Genomic DNA, 15,598 nt, shown 5'->3' on the forward strand with positions numbered 1-15,598 from the left:
CCTTCAATCGGCATCCTTTCCATCTGTACTTTCGTTGACACGGGGAACGTTCTGTTCTTTGGTGCTTCTTCACCCTACCCGGGAGCGTCGTTGCTGTTGTCCACCACCTCGCCATTGAAAAAGTTGGCCAGTGTTTTGGCGGTGGCATCCAGTGAGGCGCCGGGGGGCATTGCTGAAGCCGGGGAAGGAGAGGGTTCCCGACGGGTGTGGTTTTGCTTCCGGGGGTTGGGAGTGGGCTGAGATTGAGGTCTCGGCTGAGGGGGGAATTGTTGGGCCTGAGCCGGGGCCTGGATTGGGCGGGGCGGGTCAGCCGCCCTCTGCCGGGAAGGGCCGGGCGCTGGTTCTGAGGCAGAGACAGGGCGTTGGCCGCGGTCAGCTTTTCCAGATTGCGCCCCCGTCAGCACCAGACGGGCCGTCTCGCCAAGGGCTGCGGCGACCGCCTGCTCCAACAACGGTCTCCGGGCCTTGGCCATCGCCAGCCATGCCTGATTGATCTGCACCACCACCCGGGATCCATCCCAGGACGCCACCTTCCCGTTTTGCTGCAGCATGGTGCGGGTGGAGGGCAGTTTCAGTTGGGCCAGGATGGCCTGCCAGAGCGTATCCTGTTCCGAAGCTTTGCCTGCACTCTCCTCTGCCGAAGGATCCCTGGCGGCGGGGGGCGTGGCAACGGGTGCTCCGGCCCTGGACGAGACTTGCGGACGCTGGTGGGGCGCTGCTGCGGGCTGACCCGCTGGCGCAGGTGCGGAGGGTACGGGTGGCGAAGGCAACCCGCGCTGGCGGTCGCCGGAACGGTCCGCGGCAAAGGAAGGGGGCTGGACTGGAACTGGAACAACTGCGGGCCTTGGTTCCGCCAGGAGACCGGCCAGCAACACCTCCAGGGCGAGGCGGGGCTGGCTGCTGTGGCGGAGTTGGGCTTCAGCGCCCTTGAGATCCCGCAATACGCTGAGCAATGGCTCACGGCCAAACTGCTGCGCCAGCCTGGCGGCTTTCTCCCAACTGGCGGGGCTGACGGTGGTGAGCGCCTGGCGGTCAGGGGCCAGAACCGCCACAAGGAGATCCCGCAGCAGCGCGGTCAACGCTTGCAGGATGGCGTTGGGTTCATAGCCCCGGTCAAACAACTGGCGGGTCAGCGCCAGCAAGGGGAGGGGCTCCCCGTTGGCCAATGCGGTTCCCAGTTCCAGCGCCTCCTGCTCCGGCACGGCGCCCATGAGTTCCCAGACGGCGGTGGCCTCAATGGGGGGTGGCAGCAGGCTGAGCTGGTCCAACAGACTTTCCGCATCCCGCAGGCCGCCCTGGGCAAATTGGGCCACCAGGCGCAGGGCATCGGGAGCAATGGCAATCTGCTCCTGCCGGCTGATCCAGCTCAGATGCTGCACCAGCTCCGCCAGAGGGATGCGGCAGAAGTCAAAGCGCTGACATCGGGAAACGATGGTGGGCAGAACCCGTTGGGGATCTGTTGTGGCCAGCACAAAAACCACCCGTGGCGGCGGCTCTTCCAGGGTTTTGAGGAGAGCGTTGAAGGCCGCGGTGGACAACATGTGACACTCGTCCACCACATAGACCTTCCAGCGCAGTTGCACAGGCGCAAAACGGGCCCGCTCGATGAGCTCCCGAATGTTGTCCACCCCTGTGTTGGAGGCGGCGTCAATCTCGATCACGTCCAGAGCATTGCCGGCGGTAATGGCGCCACAGGCCTCGCACTGGCCGCACGGTTCCGCCGTGGGTTCCGGGCTGCTGGTGCAGTTCAGGGAACGGGCCAGAATGCGGGCGCTTGAGGTTTTGCCCGTTCCCCTGGGTCCGGTGAACAGGTAGGCCGGAGCAATCCTCTGCAGCCGGATGGCATTGGTCAGGGTGCGCACAATCGGGGCCTGACCCACAAGCTGGTCAAACCGCTGGGGGCGGTAGCGGTGGTGTAACGGCTCATAGGACATGGTCGACGGCGGTTTCCTGGTGGCTCGGAATGTCGCGCTGGAGCGTCACCTTGTTGCCATGGTGCTGGTGCTGAGTGACCATCTCCGCAGTGACGGTGAAGGTTTTGATGTCATGTTTGGAGGGCAGGCTATACATCACGTCCAGCATCAGATCCTCCACCAGGCTCCGCAGCCCCCTTGCCCCTGTCTGTCGTCGCACCGCCTCCCGGGCAATGATTTCAATGGCGCGCTCTTCAAACACCAACTGCACGTCGTCCATGCTCAATAGTGTTTGAAACTGCTTCACCAGGGCGTTGCGTGGTTCCGTCAAAACGGCCCGCAGCGACTGCTCATCCAGGGCATCCAGCACGGTGACGACCGGTACGCGCCCGATAAATTCCGGGATCAGTCCATACTGCACCAGATCCTCCGGTTCCAGCTTTCTCAAAATGTTGGCTGTCGAGGGCTGTTGCCTCTGATCCTTGTTCCGGTCATGGACAAAGCCGATGGAGTTCCTGCCCAGGCGGCGTTTCACCACCTCTTCCAGACCCACAAAAGCGCCGCCGCAGATGAAGAGGATATGGCTGGTGTCGATGGCGATGGTCTCTTGATGAGGGTGTTTGCGGCCCCCTTCGGGGGGCACGTTGGCGATGGTTCCCTCCAGAACCTTGAGCAAGGCTTGCTGCACCCCTTCACCGGACACGTCCCGGGTGACGGAGCGGCTTTCACTCTTGCGGGAGATCTTGTCCACCTCGTCGATATAGATAATGCCCCGCTGGGCCGTCGCCAGATTCATGTCCGCCTTTTGCAAGAGGCGCAGCAGGATGTTTTCCACGTCGTCCCCCACATAGCCCGCTTCCGTGAGGGTGGTGGCATCCGTAACGGCGAACGGCACCTTCAGCACCTCCGCCAGGCAGCGCGCCAGCAGGGTCTTGCCGCTGCCCGTCGGCCCCACGAGAAGAATGTTGGACTTTTCCAGTTGGGTGCCGAGGGGGTGTTTCTCATCGCTGCACCCACCAGACCAGGCCAGCCGCTTGTAGTGGTTGTACACGGCCACGGAAAGGGCCTTCTTGGCTTCGTCCTGGCCAACGACGTAGTTGTCCAGGTGGGCCTTGATGTCCTGGGGCTTGGGCACGCTCACCAGGGTGATGGGGGGGGGACCGCCACGGGAGGAGGTTCCTGACGACGGCCCCAGGGCCGGCTGCAAGTTGCCCCCGCCGCCACCCGCCAGCCCGGCGAATTCATCGTCCAGGAGGTCGTTGCAGACGTCGATGCACTCGTCACAGATGTAGACCCCAGGTCCGGCAATCAGCCGCCGGACTTTGTCCTGGGGTTTTCCACAAAAGGAGCACCGAAGCCGGGCGTCGGGTTTCGCTATCGTAGTGCTCCGCGCAAAGTTGCCAGCCACCATTATCCGCCCTACGAGTTGATTGTGGAAGTGGTTGGCGCCGCTTCGGTTCGCCCGTCCTTACCCCTGCATTGAATCATGGTTCAACGCTGGATTCCACCATGGCCGTGCGCACCTTGAAGGTGTTGTGCTCCTCCAGCCAGGCCATGGCCTTCTCCCGTAGCAGGCCCGTCTTCACAAAGGCGTGCAGTTTCCTGGAGTCCAGCTTGCGGGCCTGCCCGGCTTTGAGCTGCTTGCGCAGGGTCCGAATCCGGTCCTCCAACTCGGTCTCTGCAACCGTTAGCTGCTCTGCTCTGGCCACGGTCTCAAGGGCAAGATTGCGTTGGAGACGCCGCCGCGCCTCCTCCAGGTTGGCCAACTCAAGCTGCTGGAGCAGCTTGTCGCTAAACGTGAAATCCGGACTCAACCCCAGCCTCCTGATGAATTCCTTCTTGCGGTCCTCCTTCACCACTTCCATCTCGTTGTCCACCATGGATTGGGGCAGCTCCACGTCCATCTCTTCACAGAGCCTGTTCAGCAGGGCATCCTGACGACTCTCCTTGTTGTCCTCCTGGACCTGGCGGTCAATCTCCCGGCCCAGGGCCTCCTTCAACTCGGCCATGGTGGAAAAGCGGCTCACCTTCTGCGCAAAGGCATCGTCCAACTCCGGCAACCGACGCGCCTTCAATCCGCACAAGGTGATGGATACACGGTTCGTCCCGTTCTCCGGATCCGGATCTTGCCGGGCAGGGCTGCTGTTTTCCGCCTCGCCGTCCTCCCCGTCGGCCTCGTCCCCTTTGGTTTCCTCGGGAAGCGCCCTGGTCTCCCCCACCGCCATGCCGACGATCAAGGGCACAATCCCGCTCACGGTCTCATCCTCCTCCAACCTCTCCTCCAGATCCACCTCCAACTCCCGTTCCCTGGGCAGAGGGGATTCCTCCTCCAGTCCGTCACGGGGCGGCGGCAGCAGCTTGATCACCGCCACGTCCCCCAGCTCCGCCGTGGTTCTCTCCAGAGGCACGGTGGTGCTGGCCTCCCGGCGCCGTTGCTCAAGCGCGGACGCAAGCATGGCCTCGCCGGAGGCTTCCTCCACCTCCACTTCCAGGTCCCGATAGGCTTTCAGCATGGCGCTGGGTCGCACGTCCGCCTCCATGTTCAGCGTGAGGCTCTCTCCGGGTTTGAACTGTTGAGCCAAGGCGTCAAACGAATCCTGAAGCTGCAGCTTCCCCAGCAGGTTCAGATCCTCGTCATTGAGCACGTCCCGGGCCGTGTCCTCCAGCAGTTGCTCCAGGGCCGTGATCCACACCTGCCGGGCGCCCAACTGCTGGAGCACGGCGGTTCGGGGAACCCGGCCCGGGCGGAAGCCGGGCAGCCGCACGGTGCGGCACAGTCCCCGCATGGCTTTGTCGTAACTGCGCTGACAACGCTCGGCAGGGACAACCACCTCCAGGGCCAGCCGGCTCTGGGGGCGCGGAGACGTCTTGACCTGAAGGTCAGAGGCCATGGCGGGGAAAGTACAACGTGTAAGGATGCCCGATCCTAGGCAACCGCGCCATGGGCAGCGCCCGCCAGGGGCTTAGGCTGGTTTCAGCACAACAACCGATCTCTCCGGTGGATCCAGCTTCCGCCCTGATGACCACTGCAAGCCGCGCCCCTGACCCCTTGGGAGCCTGCCCTCCCACGGTTGCCGTGCTGGGCGCCACCGGGGCCGTGGGCCGTGAACTGATCGCGCTACTGGAGCAGCGGGATTTCCCCTTGGACAGCCTGAGACTCCTGGCTTCCCCCCGCTCGGCTGGCGCCCGGTTCACCTTTCGGGGCGAGAGCCTGGTGGTGGAGGCGGTGTCCGAGGAGACGCTGGCCGGGGCTGATCTGGTGCTGGCCTCCGCGGGTGGATCCGTCTCCCGCCAGTGGGCTCCGGTCATGGGGACCCATGGAGCGCTGCTGATCGACAACTCCAGCGCTTTCCGTCTGGATCCCCAGACGCCACTGGTGGTGCCGGAGGTGAACCTGGTGACGGCCAGCCGGCACCGGGGCATTATTGCCAACCCCAACTGCACCACCATTCTGCTGCTGCTGGCCCTGGCTCCGTTGCGGCGTCTGGCCCCCCTGCGCCGTGTGGTGGTCTCCACCTACCAGTCCGCCAGCGGCGCTGGCGCCCAGGCCATGGCGGAGCTGGAGGCCGCCAGCCGGGATGTGCTCCAGGGCCGACAACCCCGGAGCCGTGTGTTGCCCCATTCCCTGGCTTTCAACCTCTTCCTGCACAACTCCCCTCTTGCCGGGAACGGGTACTGCGAGGAGGAACTCAAAATGCTCCGGGAGAGCCGCAAGATTCTGGCGCAGCCGGACCTGCGCCTCAGCGCCACCTGTGTGAGGGTGCCGGTTCTGCGGGCCCATGCGGAAGCGGTCAACATTGAATTCGACGCTCCTGTCCCGGTGGAGGCCGCCCGGCAGGTTCTGGCGGAAGCCCCCGGTGTGATGATGATTGACGACTGGGCCGCCAACCGCTTCCCCATGCCCAGTGACGTGACCGGGAAGGATGCCGTGGCCGTGGGGCGCGTCCGCCAGGACTTGAGCAACCCCAACGGCCTGGAACTCTGGCTCTGTGGGGATCAGATCCGCAAGGGAGCAGCCCTCAACGCGGTGCAGATTGCCGAAGCCATGGTGCGTCACGGCTGGCTCAGGCCCCCGTTTCCCAAGCAACTCAACCAAGGCGCTGCCGCGCTGGAATCATGAACACCCCCTCGTCCGTCCCCCCCGTCTTTGGGCGCATCATTACCGCCATGGTGACCCCTTTTAACGGGGAAGGCGCCCTGGATCTGGCCACTGCAGCCCGGCTGGCGGACCACTTGGTCAATACGGGCAGTGACGGGGTGCTGGTCTGCGGCACCACAGGAGAATCACCCACCCTCAGTTGGCGGGAGCAGGACGAGCTACTGCGGGAAGTGAAGACCGCCGTGGGCACACGGGCCATGGTTCTGGCCGGGACGGGGAGCAACTGCACGGAGGAGGCTGTGGCCGCCAGCCGCCGGGCAGCGGCTCTGGGTGCGGACGGGGCCCTCCTGGTGGTGCCTTACTACAACAAGCCTCCCCAAGCCGGCTTGGAGGCCCATTTCCGCGCCATTGCCGATGCGGTCCCGGATTTGCCGCTCATGCTCTACAATATTCCCAGTCGTACTGGCTGCTCTCTCCTCCCGGAGACTGTCAGCCGTCTGCTCGGTTGCAGCAACGTGCGGGCCTTCAAAGCTGCCAGCGGCACGGTGGAGGAGGTCACAAATTTGCGGGCTGCCTGTGGACACTCCCTGGCGGTTTACAGCGGTGACGACACCCTCACCCTGCCCATGCTCAGCCTTGGCGCCGTCGGTGTGGTGAGTGTGATCAGTCATCTGGAAGGGTTGCGCCTCCGAGCCATGATCCAGAGCCACCTTGCAGGGGAGGCGGCCGCAGCCCTCGCCCACCATGACCAGCTTCTGCCTCTGATGCATGCATTGTTCCTTCAGCCCAATCCCATACCCGTCAAAGCGGCGTTGGAACAACGGGGATGGTCCGTTGGCGCCCCACGACTCCCCCTTCTTGCCGCAGACGCGAGCCTCAAAGCCCACCTGCATGACCTGATGCAGAGCCTGGAAGCCGCCTCGACTCCGGCTGGACAGACTCTTTCCCCATAGCTTCGCCCATGACCCAAACCCCGAACGGCTCGGTTGAGCCTCTGCGCATCATCCCCCTTGGCGGCCTCCACGAGATCGGAAAAAATACCTGCGTCTTCGAGTACGGAAACGAGTTGATGCTGGTGGATGCCGGCCTCTCCTTCCCCAGTGAAGACATGCACGGGGTCAATGTGGTCATGCCTGATACCACCTACCTGCGGGAAAACGAACAGCGCATCCGCGGCATGATTGTCACCCACGGCCATGAAGATCACATTGGCGGCATCGCGCACCATCTGAGACATTTCACCATTCCCGTCATCTACGGTCCCCGCCTGGCCCTGTCTCTCCTGGACGGCAAGATGAAGGAGGCGGGGGTGAGCGACCGCACCAGAACCAAGACCGTCCGTCCCCGGGACGTGGTGAAGGTGGGGAAGCACTTCAGTGTGGAGTTTATTCGCAACACCCATTCCATCGCCGACAGCTTCTCCCTGGCGATTACCACGCCGGTGGGCGTCATTGTTTTCACGGGGGACTTCAAGTTTGACCACACCCCCGTGGACGGGGAGCGGTTTGATCTGCATCGCCTGGCCCAGTACGGGGAGAAGGGAGTCCTCTGTCTGTTGAGCGACTCCACCAATGCGGAGTTGCCCGGCTTTACGCCACCGGAGCGGGCCGTGTTCCCCAACCTGGATCGCCACGTTGCCCAGGCGGAAGGCCGTGTCCTGGTGACCACCTTTGCCAGTTCGGTTCACCGGGTCAGCATGATCCTGGAGCTGGCCCTCAAGCACGGCCGTCGCGTCGGGTTGCTGGGACGATCCATGCTCAACGTGATTGCCAAGGCTCGGGAATTGGGCTACATCCGTTGTCCCGACGACCTCTTCCTCACCATGAAGCAGTTGCGGGATCTGCCGGATCGGGAGTTGCTGCTGCTCATGACCGGCAGCCAGGGAGAACACCTGGCCGCCTTGAGTCGAATTGCCCGGGCCGAACATCCCCACGTACAACTCAAGACCACGGACACGGTCATCTTTTCCGCCAGCCCCATCCCCGGCAACACCATTGCCGTGGTCAACGTCATCGACCAGCTCATGATGCAGGGAGCCACGGTGATCTACGGCAAGGACAAGGGCATCCATGTGTCCGGCCATGGCTCCCAGGAAGACGAGAAATTGATGCTTGCCCTCACCCGCCCCAGGTTCTTTGTCCCGGTCCACGGGGAACATCGCATGTTGGTGCAGCACTGCAAAACAGCCCGGTCCATGGGGATGCCGGCGGAGCGCATGTTGGTGATTGAGAATGGTGACGTGGTGGAGTTGACGCCGGAGTCCATCCGCCGCGGTGAGCCGGTGAAGGCCGGTATCGAGCTTCTGGACAGCTCCCGCAAAGGGGTGATCAACACCCAGGTGCTGAAGGAGCGTCAGCAGTTGGCGGAGGATGGCGTCCTGGTTGCCCATGTGAGCATCAGCAGCGCAGGCAACATGGGGGCGCCGGCGCGGGTAACCCTGCGGGGCGTGGCCACTTCACTTGCGCCCCGGCACTTTGCCAACTGGACCGACCATGAAGTGCAATGGGTGCTGGATAACCGCTGGCAACAACTCTGCCGTGGCGGGGATGATCTTCAGGACGTGGACTGGGTTGGTCTGCAGCGGGAGGTGGAGTTGGGCCTGCAGCGGCGGTTGCGGCGAGAACTGGAAGTTGAGCCCTTGATCATCGTGGTGGTGCAACCGACCCCCAAGGGATCCACAGCCGTCTACAAAGCCCCCGACACCGAGGAGAAGGGGATCCTGGCGCGCCCCGGTCGCATCGGGGTGCGCCCCAACGGCGTCCGTCCACTGCAACGGAACGACAGCGCCAATGGTCAAAGCAGAAACCCGGCCCTCATGGATCGCCGTCGCTGGGGCGCCAACAGCGCCAATGACGCCATGGCGTCTCCATCCACTGCGCCGTCCGCTCTGGCCAGCCCCGAGCCGGAGGTCAAGCCCAATGGGGCGGGGCCGACAGCAGCGGAGACGGTACGTACGCGCCGCAGCCGCAGCCGCAGCCGCGCCAGCACAACCTGACGGGGTAGCTACAGCATCCCCCGGCCCCCACCATCTGATGAACCGCCCCGCCATTCTTGCCCTGGACCTTGACGGGGTCCTTGTGGACGGCATGGAAGAGTACTGGAGGAGCAGCCTCCATGTGGCCCAGGGCTTTGGCGCCCCACCAATGGCCTCCAACGGGGAGGTTCCCCCGGCGTTCCGGCGCATTCGTCCCTGGGTGCATACGGGTTGGGAGATGGTGGTGGTGGCCTGGGCCTTGGCCCACGGCGCCGCCGAGGCGGTGTTTCTCCAGGATTATCCGGGGGCGCTGCGGCGGTGGCAGGCGCGGCTGGGGCAATCCTCGGCGGCGCTGCAGGGCGCCCTGGAGCGCCACCGCAGTGACTGTCTGTTGCAGGATCGCCAGGGGTGGCTGGCCCGGCACCGCCTCTATCCCGGCGTGGCGGAGCGGTTGCGCCGCTGTGGCGCCGAGGAGGGGGTGGATTGGGTTGTGGTCACCACCAAGGGGAAAGACTTTGCCGCCGCCCTCTTGGAGCAGGACGGTCTCCGGCCCACCGCTGTCCACGGCCGGGAGGACGGCCCCAAAACCCGTGTATTGCAGCGCCTGCTGGAGTGGCGGCAACCGGTCTGGTTTGTGGAGGACCGACTCCCCACTCTTGAAACCGTGATGGCGGATCCCCGACTCGGGGGGATCGGTTGTTACTTGGCAGCCTGGGGCTACTTGCGTCATGCTGACCGGCAGCAGCTTCGCCCACCCGCCCGTTGGCTGGATCATGCCGCCTTCTGTGCTCCATTCTCGGCTTGGCCCACCTGAGGTCGGGCTGTTATGGCTCAAACGTACTTCCTCCGGGTGTGTCAACCCTGGCAAGCGTGGGAATACATCCTCACAAGACCCATCTCTTTCACCATGGCCGTTCACTCCAATTCCTCCGCTGATGCCCAGTCCCGCGATAAGGCCCTCGGGCTGGTGTTGAACCAGATTGAGCGCAACTTTGGCAAAGGATCCATCATGCGCCTGGGGGATGCCTCCCGGATGCGGGTGGAGACCTTCTCCACCGGCGCCCTGCCTCTGGATCTGGCTTTGGGAGGGGGCTATCCCAAAGGCCGTGTGGTGGAAATCTATGGTCCGGAGAGTTCCGGTAAAACCACGCTGACCCTCCACGCCATTGCCCAGGTCCAGAAGGATGGGGGTGTGGCCGCTTTTGTGGATGCGGAACACGCCCTGGATCCCGGCTATGCCGCCGCCCTGGGGGTAGACGTGGAAAACCTGCTGATTTCCCAGCCGGATACAGGGGAAATGGCTCTGGAGATCGTGGATCAACTTGTGCGCTCCGGCGCCGTTGCGTTGATCGTGGTGGATTCTGTGGCGGCCCTCACGCCCCGATCAGAGATCGAGGGGGAGATGGGGGACGTGTCGGTGGGCAGTCAGGCACGGCTCATGAGCCAGGCCATGCGCAAGATCACGGGCAACATTGGCAAGTCCGGCTGTACGGTCATTTTCCTGAACCAACTGCGCCTGAAAATTGGCGTGGTCTACGGCAACCCAGAGACCACAACCGGGGGGAATGCGCTCAAGTTCTACGCCTCGGTGCGCCTGGACATTCGCCGCATCCAAACCCTGAAACGCTCCGGCAAGGAATACGGCATCCGCGCCAAGGTGAAAGTGGCCAAGAACAAGGTGGCTCCACCTTTTCGGATTGCTGAATTCGATATCGAATTCGGCCGCGGCATCAATGCCGTGGGCTGCTTGCTGGATCTGGCCGAGGAGACAGGTGTGGTGGTGCGGAAAGGAGGCTGGTACAGCTATGGAGGGGACAATCTGGGGCAGGGGCGTGACAATACCGTCCGCTGCCTGGAGCAGGACGAGACGCTCCGGCAGACCATTGACGACCTTGTACGCAAGAAGCTCAGCGAGGGCTCGGCAGTCATGGCCAATTCCCTGCGCCCCATCGCTGCCGGCGCCGCCAAATCTCTGGGGGCCGCCGCCCCCCTGCCAGGGAAACCTGCAACGGGCGATGCTCAAGCCATATCGGCAACTGCCACCCGCACACCCTCGGCTGGTGCTTCGGCCTAAGGATTGAAATACGCCTCCATCACCGCCTTGGCAATGGGCAACCCATGGGCAGAGCCTCCCCCCGGGGTGTTGGCGGCAAAGGCCACCACCACAATTTCAGGGTTGTGGGAGGGGGCAAAGCTGGCAAACCAGGAGTGGTCTTCCCCGTGGGAGGAGTTGTCTTCGGCGGTGCCTGTCTTACCGGAAACAGCGGGTAAGGTCTCGCTGTTCATTCCGTATCCGGTGCCGTCCGCCACCACCTTGCGCAACCCCCGCTGCAGGGTGGCCCAGGTCTCGGATTGAAAGTCAACGGGTTGACGTTGAGCCAGCCAATCCACCGGTTCACCCGTTTGCGGATCCAGGGCCGAGAAGTGGGGTTGCACCAGCCAGCCCCCATTGGCAATGGCTGCATAGGCCCGGGCCACCTGCATGGGAGACACCTGCACCACAGACTGCCCGATGGAGGCACTGGCCATGTCTTCAGGGATCCAGGGGGTTTTACCAGGCTCCGCCCAGCCGCGGCCTGCGGCGGCCCACTCCTCGTTGCCCACCAAGCCCGGATCCTCGTCAAAGCCGATCTCGATGCCGCTGCGCTGGGTAAAGCCCAGTTTCACGGCGGCGTCATGGAGCGCCATGGAGCCTGAACCCACACCCACCTGGTAGAAGAAGGTGTTGCTGGAGAAGCTCAGGGCATCCTCATAGCCGATCTCGCCAAACCCCTCGTCGTTATGTTCTGGGAAGCAGTGGCTGCCATAGACAATGCAGGCGGGGGTGTCTAGCTTTGTCTCCGCCGGAAACATCCCGGACTCCATTCCCGCAGCAGCCGTCACCACCTTGAACACGCTTCCCGGGTTATAGGGATTCAAGGCCCGGTTCAGCATGGGCAGGGTGCTGGAGCGAAACAAGGCATCCAACTGTGCCTGGGGCTTGATCAGTTGGGAGAAGAAGTTGGGGTCATAGGCGGGGCGGCTCACCATGGCCAGAATCGCCCCGTCCTGTGGATTCATGGCCACAATGGCGCCCACGGGGTAGTTGGCGATGGCCTTCTCCGCCGCCTGTTGCAGAGCAAGGTCCAGGGTGAGTTGCAAATCCTTGCCCGGCACGGAGGGCTTCTCCCCCAGTGGACGCTGCACGTTCCCGTTGGCGCTCACCTCCAGCGTGCGCCCCCCCCACTGCCCCCGCAGGTGTTGCTCATAGGCGGCTTCCAGGCCGGTGCGGCCAATGCGGTCCTGGATCTGGTAGCCCTGGCCCGCCAGATGGTATAGCTCTTCATCGGTGACAGGACTGGTGTAGCCCAGGGCATGGGCCGCCAGGGTGCTGTGGGGGTAGGCCCGCAGGTAGTCCACACCCACCTCCGCCCCCTCAAGCTCATCGGCCTGCTCCAGTAGCTTGATGGTCTGGGCCGGGGTGAGCACATCGGTCAGGGCAATGCGGTAGTCCCCTGGGCGAGAGTTGGCCCGCCGTTGCTCCAGTTCTTCCTCGGGCACACCCAGCAGGGTACTCAGGTGCTGGCGCAGGCGGCGCCAGTTGGGACCAACTGCCTGCTTGGGCCACACGTAAAGCTTGTGGACCAGATGGCTGGCCACCAGCACCTCCCCATGGCGATCCAGCATCTGCCCCCGAATGGGCTGGCTGGGGGCCACCCGTACGCTATTTTCCCGGGCACGCACACGATTCTGCTCCCCCTGAATGATCTGGAGCCAGAAGAGTCGTCCACTGAGCGCCAGCGCCAGCGCCAGCGCCAGCGCCAGCGCCAGCCTGTATTTGTCTTGATCCAGTCCCACCTGGCGTGACAACTGCCCTTCCAGGGGCGTCGCGCCCATCATCAAGACTCCGTTCCGGCGGCGGGTAGAGCCGCTTTGAGTTGGGCCACCCGCTCCGCCATCAGCGCCAGGCGCTCCTGCAGTTCCTGAATATCCTCCCCCTGGCCGGACGGGTCGCCAGACCGGGACTGCTGCACTTCCACGTCCACCTCCACCACCGGATTGCCCAGGCCGGGAGACAGTTGATCCAGGAAGTCCCGCAGTTGGCGGGCATCTTCTTCCCCGTCCTGGCGCAGGTTGGCAACGCCGTCCTGTCCTCTGGTCAGGTCGTTGAACAGTTCTCCGGCCCGGGCCGAGCGCAGCCGGGCCACGGCCCCCAGACCAACCGGCAGGACATCGTTGAGCATCTGCAACCGCAGATTCTGCAAGGGATCGTTGGCCATGGCCGTCTCCACACGCCCCCATGGTATGGAGTCCGCAAGGGGCATGGTGGGAACTTCCCGCCACCGCAAGGGGCGCCAATGATCAAAATCATGGGGAACAGGTTGCTGTCCCCCTACCCCAACCAATCCTGCAGCGCCAAGGTCTGGGCCATGAGCCGTTGCTGGGCCGTGGGGAGTTGTAGCCGTTGAGCCACCGCCAGCGGGTCGGCGGCGCCCATCAACAGGGCTGGCAGCAGGGGCAGGTTCCAGCGGGCAGACCAGTGCAGGCGTCGCCGCCATGTTGCGTCCTGCTGCAAGGCTCCGGACCAGTCCACCAGGTCCAGGGCGCCCCAGCGCTGCAGGAGGGTGATGGCCTGCCCCCATGGCTCCTGCCGGAGCAGCAAGGCCAACTCCATACCCAGGCGGCTCCCCAGGGCTGGGGGGCAGGGGGGGTCACGTCGCCATGGCCAGTGGGCCATGACGTCCCGAAGCTGGTGGCGCGCCTCCGGGGCCAGGTCCATGTGCAGGCGGGCCCCGTAACGGGCGGCGCGAATCACCCGGGTGGGATCGTCCCGGAGGCTGGCGGCGTGAAGGAAGCGCAGCAGGCCCCGCTCCAGATCCCGCTGGCCGCCGTGGGGATCCAGCAGTGGGCCATGGGGCCATGGCAGGGCCATGGCATTGATGGACACATCCCGGCGGCGCAGGTCCGCCAGGGCTGCATCAGGCGCCGTCGTGAGAGTCACCCGGGGATTCTCCCCAGGCGCGGGGTAGTGCTCGGTACGGGCCATGGCCACGTCAATGGCGAGCGGGGGCTGATCCGTGGGGCGGGAGGGTTGGAGCACCAACCGGGCCGTGCCGAAATCGCCATGGACCTGTACCTTGAGAAACCATCCCGCCGCCGCCAAAGCCGCCTCCCAGTGGGACGCCAGTTGGGGCAAGGTGATCTCCGGCGCCTGGTGATCCGGCGCCAGCAACAGGTCCACGTCCATGGGTTGAACCACCCGTCCCCGGCCGGCCCCGTTGTGGTGACGGAGGAGCCATTGATCCCGCACCACCCCACCCACCAGCCATACCCCCAGGGGCTGGCCGCTGAGGCTGGCCAGCAGTGTGGTCAAGGCCCGGCTGGCGTGCCGGCCCAGCAGGTGTTGGAGTTCAGGGGCCAGGTTCGGGGGCACAGGGGCGTCTGCCACGCCTCAGCCAGCGGCGCCGACCCGGCGGATGGGAGCAAGGCGGGGATCCAGCACCTTGGCGGGAGACTGTTTGTCAAACTTCACGGCCAGGAACACCTTGCTGCCTCCACCGAAGCAATGGGTCACCTGTCCCTGTCCAAACTGCTCATGCTCCAGCACGTCCCCGGGACGCCAGGCGATCCGGGTGGCTCCACTCATGTCATGGGGGGCCGGTTTGTCCCCTGGTCGGTCACTGCGCAGCAGCTTGTCCCGGTGAACCTGACGGCGCAGAAACACGCCACTGCTGCGGGGACGCCGAATCTCCACCACCTGCTCCGGCAGTTCCTCCAGGAAACAGGAGGGCAGGGCAGGTTCCCGCCCGCCACCCCAGAGCCGGCGCGCCCGGGCATGGAAGAGGTGGAGTTCATCCTTGGCCCGGGTGAGCCCTACATAGCAGAGGCGGCGTTCCTCTTCCATGGCGGCCGGATCCTCCATGGCCCGGTGGTTGGGGAACAACCCCTGCTCAAGACCCACCAGGGCCACCAAGGGAAACTCCAGCCCCTTGCTGGCATGGAAGGTCATCAGCACCACCCGGTCCGCCTTGAGATCCCTTTTCTCCTTGTCCGTGTCTTCGCTGGCGAGGGCGGCGGAGGTGAGGAAATCCCGGAGTTCGGGTGCATCGGTTTCCGCCTGGTATTGCAGCGCCGCATTGACCAGTTCCCCCAGGTTGCGGAGCCGCTCCTCCGCCTCGTCGGCGCCCTCCGCTTTCAATTGGGCCATGAGGCCGCTGTCTTCAATCACCCGTTGCACCACCGCCACGGGAGTCATATGCGGCGCCTGCTGCTGCAAGGTCTTGATCAAATCCACAAATTGCAGCACGGAACGGGCGCTGCGTCCCGCCAGGGTTTGCACCGACTCCGAGTCGGAGATGATCTCCCAGAGGGGAACCCCCAACTGGGTGGCGGCATCCGTCAGGCGTTGGAGCGTGGTTTTGCCAATGCCCCGGCGGGGCACGTTGATGACCCGCAACAGACTGACGTTATCCGCGGGATTGATCACAAGGCGCAGATAGGCCAGGGCGTCCTTGATTTCCCGGCGGTCATAAAAGCGCAGGCCGCCCACGATGGTGTAGGGCACTGAAGCGCGCACCAAAGCCTCCTCCAGAACCCTGGATTGGGCATTGACCCGATAGAGAACAGCCATGT

General features: G+C 64.4%; 12 protein-coding genes. 5 read left to right on the forward strand and 7 right to left on the reverse strand.

Translation table 11 applies throughout. The features are described from left to right. Nucleotides 1-74: 74 nt before the first annotated feature. From BG35_RS0101470 to tig, 3 genes are all read right to left on the reverse strand, one after another. Nucleotides 75-1,934 carry a DNA polymerase III subunit gamma/tau gene (locus BG35_RS0101470; RefSeq protein WP_025781383.1) on the reverse strand — a complete coding sequence of 620 codons (1,860 nt, stop codon included), beginning with the start codon at nucleotides 1,932-1,934 and terminating at the stop codon, nucleotides 75-77. Further along, entirely contained in the window at nucleotides 1,924-3,291 is a 1,368-nt protein-coding gene (clpX, locus tag BG35_RS0101475; protein ID WP_025781384.1) for an ATP-dependent protease ATP-binding subunit ClpX, read from the reverse strand. Before clpX ends, BG35_RS0101470 begins: the two co-directional genes overlap by 11 nt. 106 nt (nucleotides 3,292-3,397) lie before the next feature. Then, nucleotides 3,398-4,804 (reverse strand): trigger factor, encoded by a 1,407-nt coding sequence (tig, locus tag BG35_RS0101480; protein WP_025781385.1) that lies wholly within the window; start codon nucleotides 4,802-4,804, stop codon nucleotides 3,398-3,400. Between the two features lie 128 nt (nucleotides 4,805-4,932). On the opposite strand from tig, the gene BG35_RS0101485 reads away from it, so the two are divergent. The 5 genes from BG35_RS0101485 to recA all read left to right on the forward strand — a co-directional run bounded on the left by BG35_RS0101485 (nucleotide 4,933) and on the right by recA (nucleotide 11,060). After that, nucleotides 4,933-6,033, forward strand: a complete 1,101-nt coding sequence (locus BG35_RS0101485; protein ID WP_025781386.1) for an aspartate-semialdehyde dehydrogenase — start codon at nucleotides 4,933-4,935, stop codon at nucleotides 6,031-6,033. Beyond that, nucleotides 6,030-6,965 carry a 4-hydroxy-tetrahydrodipicolinate synthase gene (gene dapA, locus BG35_RS0101490; RefSeq protein WP_025781387.1) on the forward strand — a complete coding sequence of 312 codons (936 nt, stop codon included), beginning with the start codon at nucleotides 6,030-6,032 and terminating at the stop codon, nucleotides 6,963-6,965. The genes BG35_RS0101485 and dapA overlap by 4 nt, the downstream gene beginning before the upstream one ends. Before the next feature lie 8 nt (nucleotides 6,966-6,973). After that, on the forward strand, nucleotides 6,974-9,007 hold the full coding sequence (locus BG35_RS0101495; protein ID WP_034416447.1) for a ribonuclease J: 2,034 nt from the start codon (nucleotides 6,974-6,976) through the stop codon (nucleotides 9,005-9,007). A gap of 37 nt (nucleotides 9,008-9,044) precedes the next feature. Next, the gene (locus tag BG35_RS0101500) at nucleotides 9,045-9,800 is read left to right on the forward strand and encodes an HAD family hydrolase (protein ID WP_025781389.1); all 756 of its coding nucleotides are present in this window, start codon (nucleotides 9,045-9,047) and stop codon (nucleotides 9,798-9,800) included. Nucleotides 9,801-9,893: 93 nt separating this feature from the next. Beyond that, nucleotides 9,894-11,060, forward strand: a complete 1,167-nt coding sequence (gene recA / locus BG35_RS09765; RefSeq protein WP_051506080.1) for a recombinase RecA — start codon at nucleotides 9,894-9,896, stop codon at nucleotides 11,058-11,060. On the opposite strand, the gene mrdA is transcribed toward recA, so the two are convergent. The 4 genes from mrdA to BG35_RS0101525 all read right to left on the reverse strand — a co-directional run. Further along, entirely contained in the window at nucleotides 11,057-12,865 is a 1,809-nt protein-coding gene (gene mrdA, locus BG35_RS09770; protein WP_034416449.1) for a penicillin-binding protein 2, read from the reverse strand. The two genes, recA and mrdA, sit on opposite strands and share 4 nt — an antisense overlap. Further along, entirely contained in the window at nucleotides 12,865-13,290 is a 426-nt protein-coding gene (locus tag BG35_RS0101515; protein ID WP_152535121.1) for a hypothetical protein, read from the reverse strand. The genes mrdA and BG35_RS0101515 overlap by 1 nt, the downstream gene beginning before the upstream one ends. 68 nt (nucleotides 13,291-13,358) lie before the next feature. Further along, the gene (locus tag BG35_RS0101520; protein WP_025781391.1) at nucleotides 13,359-14,414 is read right to left on the reverse strand and encodes a tRNA nucleotidyltransferase/poly(A) polymerase family protein; all 1,056 of its coding nucleotides are present in this window, start codon (nucleotides 14,412-14,414) and stop codon (nucleotides 13,359-13,361) included. A 3-nt stretch (nucleotides 14,415-14,417) separates the two neighbouring features. Continuing rightward, nucleotides 14,418-15,598 (reverse strand): 3'-5' exonuclease (locus tag BG35_RS0101525; protein WP_025781392.1); only part of this gene is annotated, 1,181 nt, incomplete at its 5' end.

It is taken from the genome of Candidatus Synechococcus spongiarum SH4, from assembly GCF_000586015.1.
GTDB classification, from domain to species: domain Bacteria; phylum Cyanobacteriota; class Cyanobacteriia; order PCC-6307; family Cyanobiaceae; genus Synechococcus_B; species Synechococcus_B spongiarum_F.